The organism is Kitasatospora kazusensis, assembly GCF_039529945.1.
Classification (GTDB): domain Bacteria; phylum Actinomycetota; class Actinomycetes; order Streptomycetales; family Streptomycetaceae; genus Kitasatospora; species Kitasatospora kazusensis.
Genome location: NZ_BAAANT010000050.1, coordinates 11,443 through 24,876, shown reverse-complemented (window position 1 = coordinate 24,876; position 13,434 = coordinate 11,443). Strand labels below are relative to the sequence as shown.

General features: G+C 70.5%; 12 protein-coding genes. 3 read left to right on the top strand and 9 right to left on the bottom strand.

The features are described from left to right. Positions 1 to 81: 81 nt before the first annotated feature. Genes ABD330_RS28235 through ABD330_RS28210 form a run of 6 tightly spaced genes read right to left on the bottom strand, consistent with a single transcriptional unit; the run spans position 82 to position 6,355 of the window. Positions 82 to 1,131 (bottom strand): hypothetical protein, encoded by a 1,050-nt coding sequence (locus ABD330_RS28235; RefSeq protein WP_344468839.1) that lies wholly within the window; start codon positions 1,129 to 1,131, stop codon positions 82 to 84. Then, positions 1,125 to 2,147 (bottom strand): glycosyltransferase, encoded by a 1,023-nt coding sequence (locus tag ABD330_RS28230; protein ID WP_344468838.1) that lies wholly within the window; start codon positions 2,145 to 2,147, stop codon positions 1,125 to 1,127. The genes ABD330_RS28235 and ABD330_RS28230 overlap by 7 nt, the downstream gene beginning before the upstream one ends. Then, positions 2,148 to 3,440, bottom strand: coding sequence for a serine--tRNA ligase (serS, locus tag ABD330_RS28225; RefSeq protein WP_344468837.1), 1,293 nt, complete (start codon positions 3,438 to 3,440; stop codon positions 2,148 to 2,150). It lies immediately after the preceding gene. Then, entirely contained in the window at positions 3,433 to 4,143 is a 711-nt protein-coding gene (locus ABD330_RS28220) for a histidine phosphatase family protein (protein WP_344468836.1), read from the bottom strand. The genes serS and ABD330_RS28220 overlap by 8 nt, the downstream gene beginning before the upstream one ends. Beyond that, the gene (locus ABD330_RS28215; protein ID WP_344468835.1) at positions 4,140 to 5,105 is read right to left on the bottom strand and encodes an aminoglycoside phosphotransferase family protein; all 966 of its coding nucleotides are present in this window, start codon (positions 5,103 to 5,105) and stop codon (positions 4,140 to 4,142) included. The genes ABD330_RS28220 and ABD330_RS28215 overlap by 4 nt, the downstream gene beginning before the upstream one ends. After that, a complete protein-coding gene (locus tag ABD330_RS28210) occupies positions 5,105 to 6,355 on the bottom strand; it encodes a methionine adenosyltransferase (RefSeq protein ID WP_344468834.1) in 1,251 nt (416 codons plus the stop codon). Before ABD330_RS28210 ends, ABD330_RS28215 begins: the two co-directional genes overlap by 1 nt. Positions 6,356 to 6,564: 209 nt before the next feature. Between ABD330_RS28210 and ABD330_RS28205 the strand changes: the two genes are divergently transcribed. Genes ABD330_RS28205 through ABD330_RS28195 form a run of 3 tightly spaced genes read left to right on the top strand, consistent with a single transcriptional unit; the run spans position 6,565 to position 10,035 of the window. Continuing rightward, the gene (locus ABD330_RS28205; protein WP_344468833.1) at positions 6,565 to 7,956 is read left to right on the top strand and encodes a helix-turn-helix domain-containing protein; all 1,392 of its coding nucleotides are present in this window, start codon (positions 6,565 to 6,567) and stop codon (positions 7,954 to 7,956) included. Continuing rightward, entirely contained in the window at positions 7,953 to 8,837 is an 885-nt protein-coding gene (locus ABD330_RS28200) for a phosphotransferase (RefSeq protein ID WP_344468832.1), read from the top strand. The genes ABD330_RS28205 and ABD330_RS28200 overlap by 4 nt, the downstream gene beginning before the upstream one ends. Positions 8,838 to 8,865: 28 nt before the next feature. Next, positions 8,866 to 10,035: a damage-control phosphatase ARMT1 family protein gene (locus ABD330_RS28195; protein WP_344468831.1), complete on the top strand. Its 1,170-nt coding sequence runs from the start codon at positions 8,866 to 8,868 to the stop codon at positions 10,033 to 10,035. A 93-nt stretch (positions 10,036 to 10,128) separates the two neighbouring features. Here ABD330_RS28195 and ABD330_RS28190 read toward each other — a convergent pair whose 3' ends face one another. From ABD330_RS28190 to ABD330_RS28180, 3 genes are all read right to left on the bottom strand, one after another. Beyond that, positions 10,129 to 10,464, bottom strand: a complete 336-nt coding sequence (locus ABD330_RS28190; RefSeq protein ID WP_344468830.1) for a hypothetical protein — start codon at positions 10,462 to 10,464, stop codon at positions 10,129 to 10,131. Between the two features lie 286 nt (positions 10,465 to 10,750). After that, positions 10,751 to 12,502: a relaxase/mobilization nuclease domain-containing protein gene (locus tag ABD330_RS28185; protein ID WP_344468829.1), complete on the bottom strand. Its 1,752-nt coding sequence runs from the start codon at positions 12,500 to 12,502 to the stop codon at positions 10,751 to 10,753. Continuing rightward, complete coding sequence (locus ABD330_RS28180; protein WP_344468828.1) at positions 12,499 to 13,239, bottom strand: plasmid mobilization protein; 741 nt, start codon at positions 13,237 to 13,239, stop codon at positions 12,499 to 12,501. Before ABD330_RS28180 ends, ABD330_RS28185 begins: the two co-directional genes overlap by 4 nt. Positions 13,240 to 13,434 lie beyond the last annotated feature (195 nt).

Genomic DNA, 13,434 nt, shown 5'->3' with positions numbered 1-13,434 from the left:
CCTCGCACTTGAAGCAAAATCCGGTTGTCCAGGTGAAGCGCAGGCGGAACTCGGCTGGCGGATTGCGGTCGCGCAAAGCGTTCACGTCTCAACGCCCCGGTGGGCCTGGCAGGTTGGGGAAGTATGCTCCATACCGGGGCCGCGTCGGTAGATCTCGCGTTCGATGACGGATGTGACCTCGGGCCACTGCATGGTCATCGACGAGGTGAGACTCCAGTAGCCGTGGCTCGCGCGGACCAGAGCGCTCACGCCCAGCGGGGCGGCGTCCGACGGGACGCTGGCAAGGACTCGGCGTAGGACGCCGCCAGCGCCACGCGCTGCCGGGCTTATTCCACTTCCGACAAGGAGGGTGGCGGTCCGGACAGCGTCGAGGACATCCGGCATAGCGGCCGTCGTGGCGAAACGGCCGAGGACAAGGTCCCACCAAGGCTGGCGGGTGCGAGCCCAGGCAAGGCGTTCGAGTCCGGAACCGAGGTCGACCGCCATCTTGGTCGGATCTTCGGCGTTCCAGAGCAGGACGACGTCGCCGATCGGCAGGTCCAGGTGGCGGAAGTGCACGGTGTACCCGCAGACCTCGCGCCGTCTCCACACGGCGTTGCGCCCGTGGATGGTGATGTGCCTGGCGTGGAGGCCGAAATCGGAGAGCACCGTGAGCCAATGGTCGAGAATGCCGGTGAACTCGGCCTTCCTGGTGATGGGTTCCACACGCGAGACGTTGACGAACGAGGTGAGGAAGCCGTCCTGGAGAGCGCCGGTGGCGTACCTCTCGCCGGTCATCCTCACAACCGGCTGAGGGAGGTAGCCGCGACGGAGGACGTACGGCTCGCCGTCCTTGAGGAGCGGATCGAGCGCCTGGACGGCGGAGATCGTCAGCTCTGTGTCGCGGCCCCACCGCATCGGCAGCGGTCTCGCCCGTGGCACCCCTTCCGCGTGGAAGCTGCGCTCCAGCCGGTCCAGCAGGCCAGCCCACGAGTGAGGGCGAGTCGGCGGTCGATAGGGCGTTCCACGGTCGCGATGGAGGACTTCGAAGCGTCCGTCGGGGCTGTGGGTGACCTCCCACTTCGGGCCCAGCCCAAGGCGGTCGCCATCCAGGAGGCCGCCCCGGATCGACGGTATGTCGGCCGTCAGCACGGCCGGGTGGCCAAAGCGCGGAAGTGGCGGGCCGGGTCGAAGCGCTGGAACCCGATCTCCTGAACGGTGGGAGCGTCCAGCATGAGGGCCTGTTCGATGGCCTCGGCAAGGGCCAGAGAAGCTGCCTCGTCGTTGCGGTCCGGGTCGGCGTACGCGGCGGCTCCGGTGGCGTCGCAGATCGCCGCCTCGGCACAGGTGCCCTCCCGCCAGCAGAGCGCCGCGACCGGGGTGCCCGCCCGCAGTGATTCGCCGAACACCGCAGCGCCGGCCTCCACGTAGGTCCGGGAACAGGTGTAGACGTAGGCGGCGGCATTGGAGAAGGCGGCGGTCTTGGCGGGGCCGCCCAGCTCACCGACCCAGGTGACGTGGTCGGCCGAGAGAAGAGGCTGGTGCCTGCGTAGGTAGTCCGTGTCGAAGACGGGGCCGACGATGTTGATCCGTCGTCCGAGGAGCTGGGCGGCCCGAACCGCGAGGTGCGGCGCCTTCTCCTCGTCGATGCGGCCGAGCCAGACCAGGTCGCGGCCGGGAACGGCCGGCGGCTCGGCTTCGCCGATGCCGAGGTGGACGGCGTGCTCCAGGACCGGGGTGTGCATGGCGTAGCGCGCAGCCATCTCCGGCGAGTAGCAGTAGAGCCTGGAGCGGCGTCCGTCGAACGCGTCCGCCGCGTGCTGGAACACCGGCGAGTGCTGGAAGGTCGCGACGTCGCAGTCGAGCTCGTCCCAGACCCTCCGCCACTGGGGATGTGACGGGTACTCGTGGCCGACGACGAGGAGGTCGTATCCGGTCGCGCGCAGCTCGCGCGTCGTCCGGGTGCCCGGCTGGAGGTCCTCAAGCCGGACCGGGCGCAGTGCCCAGTCCGCTCCGAGGTCGGTCCTCCAGCCAGGGCCGAGGAGGTGTACGTCGGCGCCTGCGGCTCGGGCGCCTTCCGCCACTGCCCAGAGCCAGCGTTCGATCCCGCCGTAGCCGGCGGGCGGGAAGGTGTAGCTGCTGGGGAAGTCGCAGATGCCGACTAACACTTATGCCTCCGTTGTTCCGTCCGCCGAGATCCGGCGGAATCCGAGGTAGGACACCAGGGCCTCGGGCAGGACGATCGAGCCGTCCTGCTGCTGGCACTGTTCGAGAAGGGCGGCCAGGGTGCGGCCGATGGGCAGCCCGGAGCCGTTGAGGGTGGCGACGGGCTTGGTCTTGCCGTGCTCGTCCCGGGTGCGGATGCCCGCGCGGCGGGCCTGGAAGGAGCCGCAGTCCGAGACGGAGGAGATCTCGCGGTAGGTCTGCTGGCTGGGCAGCCAGACCTCGATGTCGTAGGTGATCTGAGCCGAGAAGCCGAGGTCACCGGCGGCGAGCTGGACGACCCGGTAGGCCAGACCCAGCTCCTTGAGACAGGCTTCGGCGTGGCTGAGCATCTTCTCCAGCTGGGCCTGCGAGTCCTCGGGGTCGCAGATGCGGACCATCTCGACCTTGGAGAACTGGTGCTGGCGCAGGATGCCGCGGGTGTCACGGCCGTAGGAACCGGCCTCCGAGCGGAAGCACGGGGTGTGCGCGGTGAGCGCCAGAGGGAGTTCGGCGGGCGGGATGATCTCGTCCGCGTAGAGGTTGGTGAGCGGGACCTCGGCGGTCGGGATCAGGAAGAGTTCACGGTCGCCCATGCCGGTGGCGAAGAGGTCCTCCTCGAACTTCGGGAGCTGGCCGGTGCCGGTCATGGTCTGCCGGGTGACGAGGTACGGGACCGCGTGCTCGACGTAGCCGTGCCGCTTGGTGTGCAGGTCCAGGAAGAGCGTCGCCAGGGCGCGCTCGATGGCGGCGCCAGGTCCGCGCGAGACGCTGAACCGGGAGCCGGAGAGCTTGCTGGCCCGGGTGAAGTCGAGGATGCCGAGGGCCTCGCCCAGGTCCACGTGGTCCTTCGGCTCGAAGGAGAAGGACGGCGGCGCACCGAACCGCCGGATCTCGACAGCGTGCTCGTCCGAGTCGCCGTCGGGGGTGCTGTCCAGCGGGAGGTTGGGGATGGTCAGGAGGAGGTCGCGCAGTTCCTGCTGGGCCTGGTCCTGCTCGGCCTCGGCCGAGCGGATCGACTCCTTGAGGTCTCGGGCCTGGCCCTTCAGGGTCTCCGTGTCTCCACCCTGCCGGGCCACCTGCTGGACCTCCTGGGCGACCCGCTTCGACTCGGCCCGCAGATCGTCGGCGCGGGTGATGAGCTGAGATCGGCGGGACTGAAGAGACTCCAACGCAGAGAGATCCAGGGTGTAGCCGCGGCGGGCGAGGCGGCGGACCGCCTCGGAGCCCATCTCGATCAGGGCGCGGGGATCATGCATGGGAGTTCGTCTCCTCCAGCTGGACAGATGGTCCATCGAAGGTAGCAAGTACGCGCCCGTCTTCTGGCCTCGCGGCCCATCCGCCCGCAGCGTTGGTCTCTTTCTCCTCCGTATCCAGGATGTTGAGCAGGTCCGTGATGAGGTCGTCCAGTTCGCCGTCCTCGATCCTGGTCAGGTACAGGCAGCGCACCTCGTCGAAGAAGATCGGCATGGCCCGCCCCGAGCTCTCACGCATAGTCCGTCTCTGCCACCGGATCACGGAGGCCAGCAGCCCGTGCGCGACGACCACCCGGGGCGAGGGCAGCTGGAGGGCGCTGCGAAGGCCGCGCAGCATCCTGCGGATGGCTTCGCGTTGGGACTCGGCAGCACCGGGCGGCTCTTCCCAGGGGCCGGCGGTGACGAGCCAGCGCGCGTACTCCGTGAAGGGGCCGCCTTCGAACTGCCCGTAGTCCACTTCGTTGAGCGCGGGCTCGACCTTGACGGGTTGGTCGGCGTCGCCCATCAGCAGCCGGGCCGTCTCGCTCGTACGGGCGAACGCCGAGGTGAGCCAGCTGCTTGGCTGGACGGCGGCGAGCACGCCGCTGCCGGTCCGGCAGGCGACGCGACCCGCTGGGTCGAGTGGGAGATCGACCGTCGGGTCGCCGTTGACGCGGTGAGTCGTGCTGTAGCGGGTGCTGGCGTGGCGCAGGAGGTAGGTGGTCATGTCCGGCCGGTCCTCTCCGGCAGCGCGGTGAGGTCGAGGTCGGCGGCCAGCCCCGCGATCACCCGCTCCATCGTGGGGGCACGGTGGTCCTCCACCTCGCGGTAGTAGAGGAGCCCGTCCACGCAGAGCGCGAGGCTCCAGTGGCGCAGCCGCCGTGGGTCGAGATCGGCGGTGACGGCGGCGGTCTCGAACCGGTCGCGGGTGCCGGCGCCCAAGTTGTAGTAGACGGTCCAGAACGCCCAGTCGAAGATCTCGTCCCCGGTCATCGGCAGGGGGTCCGCCAGGACGGGCTTCCTGTCGTGGTCGAAGAGGACGTTCTCCCGGTAGACGTCCGCGTGGAGGACCGTTGCCCGCGTTTCGTCGGGGTGCAGCCCGGTGACCAGACTCTCGCCAAGTCTCGCCCAGTCGACCTCCGCCTGGGGGCGTTGCGCCGCCAGGCGCCGGTGCACTCGCGGGATCAACTCGCCGTCGAGGTAGTCGCGGAGGCCGGGAAGCGCTGCGGCTGTGGCCGTGGCAGTCGCGCCTCGGCCGATGCGGTGCAGTTGCCGTAGTGCGGCGGCGACGTCCTCGTGCTCGTGGTTCGCCGGTCCGGCTGCTCCGCCGGGTATAGCGGCCACCACCTCCAAGGCGGCGATTCCGAGGTCGTCCGCGTGGTTGAGCACCTTGACGGCCGGCCCGTCGGCCCAGATCCCCAGCGCGGCCACCTCGTTGCGGTAACGGCTGTGCTCCGGCCACGCCTTCAACAGCACCTCGCGTCCGCTGCCGCGCTCGTGCGCCACCATCAGCAGCGAGGCGTGCCCGGCGTCGTGGTAGCGGTGGAGGATCAACTGCCAACGTTGCGCGGCTTCGTCGAAGCGCTCGGGTGCACGGGCGAGCCACCCGTGCACCCCCGGGCCGTAGTGCTCCCGAAGGCGCTGCCAGGCGCTGCGCGGAGGCAGGAGGGTGCGCGATTCGGTGGGCATCAGCTGAGCCGGACGCCGTGGTGGACCAGCTCGGCGGTGAGCTCCGGGAACCCGCCGAGGGCGAGGGCGACCTGGGCCTGCACCTTGTCGATGTCCGGGTCCTCGGCCGAGAGCCGGACCAGGACCTTCCAGGGCTGGTCGAGTCGCTGGCCGGTCGCGCTGACCAGGTGGACCTCGGCGTAGCTGCCGGTCTCCTCGTACAGGCGCTGGGCGAGCCGGGTGGCCGCCAGGTTGTAGAGCTTCCCGACGTGGTAGACGGGGTTCTTGCCGCTGGCGCCTTCCAGGTTCATCGGGCGCAGCGGGGTGATCAGGCCGTTGACCCGGTTGCCGCGACCGACGACGCCTTCGTCGCCGGACTCGATGGAGCTACCGGTGTAGGTCAGGTAGAGCTCGTCCTTCTCCGGGACGTCGCGCGCGTTGAGAAGGAAGGTGACCTCAACGCCGCCGAGGTGCTGCTCGGCGAACCGGGCGCACTCAGCCAGAACCTCCTCCTTGTTGGCGAGGTACGCAGCCCGGTCGGGCACGTGCTCGGACTTCTGTGGGACGCACAGGATGGCCTCGGCCTTCGCGCCGTCGAAGTGCCCCATCAGCTTCACGTCGGAGCCGCACCACGGGTTCGCCCGGGTGAACTCGCTGACGCCGGACAGGTGGTTGACCAGCGCGTGGGCGAACTGCTCGAACGGGGCCATCGGGGCCCAGCCGGTGCCGAGCGAGGTGTCGTTGGCGAGCAGGGTGTGGCGCTCGCGCAGGTCGTCCACCGAACGGGGTGCGAACCAGCGCGATCGGTCGGTGCCGCTCTCGTCGGTCACGACCGCGCCGGGGCTGGGGTTGCTGGTGATGTTGAAGACCAGGTCGAGGTGGCCGACGAGCTCGGGCAGGCGGTCGTGGAAGAAGGCATGGACCGCCTGCTCGACCAACTCCCGTACCGGGATGTCCTCACCGCCGCAGGCGTACGCGGCTCGTCCGTTGACCAGCACCTTCACCGGGGCCGTCATCCGCCCAGCGCCGTAGCGGACCTCGCAGGAGCCGCCGAGCAGGGCGAGCTTGTCGAAGTTGTGGTGGAGCACGGCGCCGAAGCGGTCGAGCGTGTAGCGGCTGTATGCGCGGGAGAGCTCCTCGGCCAGGTGGTCGGCGAGGGTGTCGGGGTGACCAAGCCCCTTGCGTTCCAGCAGGACGAGGTCGGTGGGGAGCTGACGCCCGGTCTCGATGGTGATGCTGCTGTGCTCCACGGTCGTGCTGACTCGCTGCATGGCGATCTCCTCTTCCGTCGGTCCGGCTACGGCGGCAGCCAGCGGGGCGTTCGGCGCGTAGTTGCACCGAACACCTGCACGTCAGGCTCGTAGCGGTGTGTAATGGGCGCTTAGCGCTCGGAGACATTCAGCCCTGCCGGCGAACGGCCCGACCAGTACCGGCATTCGGACAGCACCCGCTGTCCACAAGAGACGCCCTGGGGGATCAAGTGCCGCGACCACCGAAGCCTCTGGACCCCACCCGGTCCGCGGCTCACTGGCTCGGCGCGGAACTCCGGCACTGGCGGGAACTCAGGAAGCTGAGCCAGGACGAACTCGGTCGGCTGGTCCACCTCAGCGGGGACCTGATCAGCAAGTTCGAGCGGGCGGAACGACCGTGCAAGCTCCACCACACCCGGGCGTTGGACGCCGCCCTGGACACCGGCGGCGTGCTCTCGCGGAGCGTGGCGCTGGCCGAGGCTGAAATGGACAACCGCTCCGGGGAAATGGACAAACGGCCCGCTGCGGCCGTCAAGGCTCCCCGAGGAGCGCGGCTCGGGGGCACGCTGGACGGGTCAACTCACGCTCCCGAGTGGAACGAGTCCGACCCCATGGAACGACGCAACTTCCTCACCGCGACGGGCGCCGCCATCGCTGCCGGCCCGCTGGCCCAACTGCTGACCTCCACCTCGGCCGCCGCCGTTCCGACGACGGTTCGGCCCGCCGATGTCGAGCAAATCCGCGACGCTGCGACCACACTGCGCGGCTGGGACAATCTCTACGGCGGTGCCGGCGTAGTCCGCGAGACCGCGCTGGCCCAGCTCAACTGGGCTGCCGGACTGCTGAACAGTCGTTGTCCGGCCCCGCTGCGAGCCGAGCTGTTCGGTGCCGTCAGCCGACTGGCGACCGTGGTCGGCGCGGCTGCCTTCGACTCCTTCGCCCACGACGACGCCCAGCGCCTCTTCGCCTTCGCCACGGCGTGCGCGGAGGAAGTGGACAACTGGCCGTTGCGGGCCATCTCCTACAACCTCCGCTCCCGCCAGGCCATCTGGCGCGGCGACCCCGACTCCGGTCTCACCCTCGCGGAGCTCGGCCTCGCCCGCGCCGACCGCCTCTCCTCCGCCGAGCAGTCGATGCTCCACAACGCCCGCGCCCGAGCCCTGGCCAAGATGGGCCGCACCCAGCAGACACTGGCCGCGATCGGCACGTCCGACGACTCGTTCGCTTCGATCACCCCGACGGCCGAGGGGCCGTGGATGGCGTACTACGACGGCGCCCAGCACCACGGAGATACCGGCCACGCCCTCTTCGACCTCTCCCTCGCCGGCCATCCGCCGCAGGAAGCCCTCCGGCGGCTGCAGGCGGCGGTGGACGGCCACGGCGAGGGGTTCGCCCGCTCGCGCGCGTTCTCCCGCACCAAGCTCGCCACCCTCCAGATGGCGGCCAGCGACCCCGACCAGGCCTTGGCCGAGGGCCGCACCGCGCTATCCGAGGTCAGCGACCTCCGGTCGCTCCGGGCCAACTACGAGCTGGCCGAGCTCGCCCGCGTCGCCCACCGTCATCGCAGCCTCCCCGACGTCCGGGATCTGCGCGAACAGATCGCCGCTACGGTGGCGGTGTGAGCAGCCTCGAAAACTCCCGCGCCCTGCTACTCAAGGCATGCGCGGAAATCGGCCTGTCCGCAGTCGGCGCCGAACCGATCCGGATCGGGGAGAACGCGCTGTGGCGGCTGCCGCACGGGATCGTGGCCCGTATCAGCCGCCCTGGCCAAGCCGCTGCCGCAAGCCGCGAACTGGCTGTCGCCCGCTGGCTGTACGACTGCGGGGTGCCCGCGGTGCGCCCGCTCGCGCACCTGCCGGAGCCGCTCAATGTGGACGGCAACCCGGTGACCTTCTGGCACGAGCTCCCCCTGCACCAGCCAGGGGCAGCCGCCGACATCGCGCCGCTCCTCCGGCGCCTCCACGAACTCCCCATTCCCACCTTCCCTTTGGGCCGCCTCGACCCATTCGTCCGGCTGGCCGCTCGGATCGACGCCGCCGCAACCCTCGACGACGACCAGCGACAGTGGCTGCGCAACCGCTTGGCCGAACTCGAAACGGCGTGGCAGGGCCTCCGGCCGAGCCTGCTGACGAGCGTCATCCACGGCGACGCCTGGCGCGGCAACGTAGCGGTCACCCCCACCGCCACGTACCTACTCGACTTCGAGCGGACCTCCCTGGGGCCTCCCGAGTGGGACCTCACCGCCACCGCCGTCGGCTACGGCAGCTTCGGCTCGGTTTCGGACAGTGAGTACGCCAACTTCTGCGAGGCGTACGGAGCCAACGTGATGACCTGGGCCGGCTACCCAGTGCTGCGGAGCATCCGCGAGCTCCGGGTCACCTGCTTCGCTCTCCAGCACGCGGCAGCCGATCCAACCCGACACCGGGCAGAAGCCCACTACCGTCTCTCCTGCCTGCAAGGGCAGAGCGGTCCACGGCCGTGGGGCTGGACAACTGTCAGCTGAGATGTCGATGAGAGGGACGAGCCCGACCATGATGACTGCACCCGTGATCCGCAGCGATGTCCCCGGATCCTTCGCCTGGGGTGTCTTCCACGAGCGGCACCCGAAGCTCGTCCAGCAGGTACTCGATGCACTGCCGTACGGGCCGAGCGAGCGAGCCGCGATCGAGGAGCTCCTCGCCGAGAGCATTGACGGTGTGCTGCAGCCGCTCAGCACCAGCGCCCACGACCGCCAGCAGTGGCTTGAGTGGGGCGGCGAGGGCGTGAACGGGCGGCCGTGGGGTGAGGCGCCGTTCCTGTGGGCCGAGAGCTACTTCTACCGCAGGCTGCTCGAAGCCACCGGCTACTTCCGGCCCGGGACTTGGCAGGGCATCGACCCGTTCGCACCGTTCAAGGACGCCGAACTCGCGGGCCCGGCCGTCGACGCCGAGCTGGTGGCCCTCGGCGACCTGCCCTCGGAATTCACCGACAAGCGAGCCGCCGCGCTGCTCTCATCAGCGCTCTGGGGCAACCGGGCCGACCTGAGCTTCCAGATCACGGCGGAGGCCGGAGGGTCGATCGCGTCCGACCTGGTGGCCGACGACAGCGAGTCGCTCTGGGCCGAGCTGGAGCGGGCTCAGGGCGGGCGCGTCGGCATCATCGCAGACAACGCCGGCCGGGAACTCCTGCCGGACCTGGTGCTGGTCGACCACCTCTTGGCTTCCGGCCTTGCGGCACAGGTCGTCGTGTACGTGAAGCCGCAGCCGTACTACGTGTCGGATGCGACGATGGCCGACGTCCTCGCCACCGTCGAGCGCCTGCGCACCGCGACCACAGCGGCTGCCGGGACGATCGGCGAACGGCTTTGGCGAGCGATGAACAGCGGCGCGCTCGTGGTCCGCACGCACCCGTTCTTCTGCGCGCCGCTGCCGTTCCACGACATGCCCGCCGACCTCCGGTCCGAGTTCACCGGCGCTGCGATGACGATCCTCAAGGGCGACCTCAACTACCGGCGGCTGGTGGGCGATCAGCTGTGGCCGCCCACCACTGCGTTCACCGAGGTGGCCAGCCACTTCCCCTCAGCGGTCACGGCTCTGCGGACGCTGAAATCGGACGTGATCGTCGGCGTGGACGCTGCCGTCGTCGCTCAGCTCGACAGCGCCGGGACGCCGTGGCGCACCAACGGCCGCCACGCTGTCATCCAGGTCGACCTCCGCCGGTAGCCGAAGCGCCGCCCGTGTGCCCCGCTGTCCTCGCTCGTCCGGGCGTGACGCGGCAAGCGTCGGAGGTGAACAGCGGCGGGTGCGGCGTGGACCTCAGTCCAGGTTCCAGGTCGTTCCGGCGAGGAGGCCGTCGAAGGCGAGGGCTCTCATGGCGGTGTCGAAGTCGTCCCACTCGTGCTCGGGTTCGACGTAGTGCCGGTCGAAGTCGGCCCGGGTGAGGTCGGGCTCACGCCATTCTGCGGCGCAGCGGCAGCGGACGAAGATCTGGTCGTGGACGGCGAGGAGGAGCCAGTCGCGGCGGGCACCGCAGCCGGTGCAGGTGATGGTGATGCCGCGCGGGTTGAGCTCGGCGGGGTGCGGGACGGCGCGGATGACGGCACGCGCGGGTTCGGGGGCCGGGTTGTAGAAGTCGTGGTCGTAGTCGGTCATGCGGTCCCTTCGGGTCGGCAGCGGGGCAGCAAGGGACCATACGACGTGCGCCGCCGGAATGGATCCCTCCCAGCGAGAAGGACATCGAATCGACACCGTCACCTTGCTGCAGGGTAGTTGTGGCGCTGCGGCCGCCGGGTTTCCTCGGGAAATCCCGGCGGTCTGCTTCGTTGGCTGGGTCCTGCCTTCGGCGGCGGCTGACGGGTGGCGTCCGTGCTGGGCGGGATTGGTGGGTGGGGGGCTGGTGGGCGGGTGCGGGGGCTCCGTTCCCGCCCACCTGGGTTGGTCAGCGCGTTCGGCGCACCTGGTCGGGCGCGACCGGCGCCGGCGGTGTGATGACCGGGGCAGCCGGTGTGCTGGTGGTGCGGCTGGTGGTGCGGGCGCGGGCTGCCCTGGTGCGCAGTTCGTCGGGGGTTGCGGCCGGTGCGGGGGTGGGGAGGTTGGCGTCGCGGCGGATGCGCCAGGTGAGGACGGCGGCGGGTGAGTCGGCGGTGGCGAGTTCGCGGCGCCCGGCGGCGTTGGCGAGCAGGGTGGTCGGGTTGTGGCCGGCGGCTTCGGCCTGGGCGAGGGTGGCGGCCAGGGCTGCCCAGTTCTCCTCGGCGAGGAGGCGGGTGGCCTGGTCGGCGGGCAGGGTGCGGCGGACGGCGTCGGCCTGCCGGTCGTGGTCGGGCTTCGGGAGGAGCCGGCCTTCGAGGGTGAGGTGGGCGATCGGCTTGGCCGCGTGGCGGGTGTAGGCGGCTCGGAGGTGGTCGGCCGCCGTGCGGGCGGCGTCGGCCTGGTGGCGGTGGCCTTGGGCGGCGTGCCACTTGGCGATCACGATGGCGAGCAGGACGAGGCTGGTCAGGATCGTGGCGGCGGCCGTGCCGTCCTCGCCCCGGCCGGTGGCGGGTCCGGCGTGGAGGAGTTCGCGGGCGGCGGAGCGCATCGCACGCAGGTCGGCGCCGGCTGCACGGGTGTTGGCGATGCGGGTGTACTCCAGGGCCCGTGCTGCCTGGTGGAGTTCCTTCCTGCTGAGGGTCGGGCTGGTGGCAGCGAGCGTGTCGAGGACTTCGAGGCCACCTCGGATCACAGCCTCCGCGCGGGCGGCGTCCGGGTCGTCGTCGAAGGCCGGGTAGGCGTGTTCGATGGTGGTGCTGGCCCGGTGGCGGCCGTCAGCGGGCCAGGTGCGGGGGTCGGGCGTGGGGAAGGCGGGGTCGTCGACGCCGAGGGCGAAGCGTGCCTGGATCTTCGGCTGGGTGAGGTCGGAGGCGAGCTTGCTGCCGGAGAACCAGATCGGTCCGCTCTCGCCGCCGGTGGGGAGGGCGAACTTGTAGCCGGTCACGTCGCCGGAGGGCGCGCGGCGCACGCCGAGGAGCACGCCCTTCGCGGCAAGCCGGGCGGTGAACTCCTCCTCGTCCGCGGCCCCGGCCAGGGCCTGGCGTACGGCGGTTCGCAGGCGGTCGCGGTCGGTGCCCTCCCGGCCGAGGCGCTGAGCCTTGTGCAACTCCTTGCCCTTGGCGCGCTTGGGGATCGCATCCCGGTACTCGCGGGTGCGGGTGTCGGAGAGGTCCTTGAGCTTGTACTCGCGTTCGATCTCTGTGAGTTCGGCTTCGACGCGGTACTGGTCGCCGCGCAGGCGGGCCTGCGTGAGGTCGGCCCGCACTACGGTGGCGAGGATGTGGACATGGTCGTCGGCGTGGCGCACGGCCACCCAGCGGCAGGCGTCTTCGTCGCCGTCCGGCGCGATGCCGGCGGCGGCCATGACCCGGCGAGCGATGGCGGCCCAGTCGTCGTCACTGAGGATGCGGTCGCTTGGGTCGGCTCGGATCATGCGGTGGTAGACGTGGTTGTTGATCTTCCTTCCGTACTGGACGACGTGGAGATCGAGGGCGTCCCTGAGCTGCTCGAGGGTGGCGGACTGGTGGCGGCCGGGGTCGGGGGCGAAGCCGTCCCAGGAGGCGACGACGTGCGGGTCGGTGTGCTCGTTCGCCTTGCCGGGGCCGAACAGGTAGCGGAGCGCGCCGAGGGTGTTGTTGCCGTGGACGGCCTTGCTGATCAACCGCGCTTCACCTTCGCCAGCCCCATCGCGGCGGCGTCGACTCCGGCGACGGCCCGCAGTCCCGCCTCGAAGGCGTCTCGGACGGCGGTGGCGGCGTCCTGGATCGCGGCGGGCCGGACGTCGGCGCCCGAGTGGTAGGCGTGGGTGAGCTGGTTGAGGTTGTTCATCGCGCCGGCGTGCTGGCGACGGGTCGCCCGGAGTTCGTCGACGGCCGCATCCAGGCTCGCGTCCCGCCCGCCGAGGCTGACGCTGTCTTCGGAGAAGACCTTGCGGGCGAGGTAGTGCGCGACGGACAGTTTCGCGGCCTTCGCCCGGCTCTCGATCTCGACTTTCTCTTCGGGGGTGACACGGAGGGAGACCTTGGTGTGCTTCGGGTTCTCGTCGTCACGGCGGCGACGCTTGGGCTTACGGCGCGCGTCGACACGATCGGTTCGGGCGATGGGTGCGGCGGGCGGCAGCTCGTCAGCGTCGGACACGGGGACGAGGTTGGTGGGCTTCTCCTGGAGTGCCGCGCCCTCGCGGTGCTCCTGCGGTGTTGCCGTGCGCGCCCTCGCGCTCGGCAACACCACCTCGCCCGCGCCCTCCTGGGCGTGGGTGTCCGCGTCCGGGCCCCGATAAGGGGGCCGGACGCACTCGCTTGCTCCGCTGTTGCCGTGGAGGTGGTCAACTCCAGTGCGGTCCTGGGAGCTTACAGGCTTCCCGAGCAGGCTGTTCAGGGTTCGGCGGACGGTGTTCACGCGCATTTGTTCCTCGGTGGCGGCTGGCGATTCGGGCTGGTGGGTGTGTGGTGGGCAGTGTCCGGGTGGTTGCCGGTTTGGCCGTGCCGGAATTCGCAGGTATGGGCGACAGGTCCCACGCGGCCTTCCCGGGAGCGACCGCCGCATCGGACTGTGCCCGCGCTGCGAGTCGAATCCGGCCGGGCGCACTGACCG

Coding starts and splice junctions, on each gene's coding strand:
- serS (WP_344468837.1), bottom strand. CDS start 3,440: ATGCATGATCCCCGCGCCCTGATCGAGATGGGCTCCGAGGCGGTCCGC.
- ABD330_RS28220 (WP_344468836.1), bottom strand. CDS start 4,143: ATGACCACCTACCTCCTGCGCCACGCCAGCACCCGCTACAGCACGACT.
- ABD330_RS28215 (WP_344468835.1), bottom strand. CDS start 5,105: ATGCCCACCGAATCGCGCACCCTCCTGCCTCCGCGCAGCGCCTGGCAG.
- ABD330_RS28210 (WP_344468834.1), bottom strand. CDS start 6,355: ATGCAGCGAGTCAGCACGACCGTGGAGCACAGCAGCATCACCATCGAG.
- ABD330_RS28195 (WP_344468831.1), top strand. CDS start 8,866: ATGATGACTGCACCCGTGATCCGCAGCGATGTCCCCGGATCCTTCGCC.
- ABD330_RS28190 (WP_344468830.1), bottom strand. CDS start 10,464: ATGACCGACTACGACCACGACTTCTACAACCCGGCCCCCGAACCCGCG.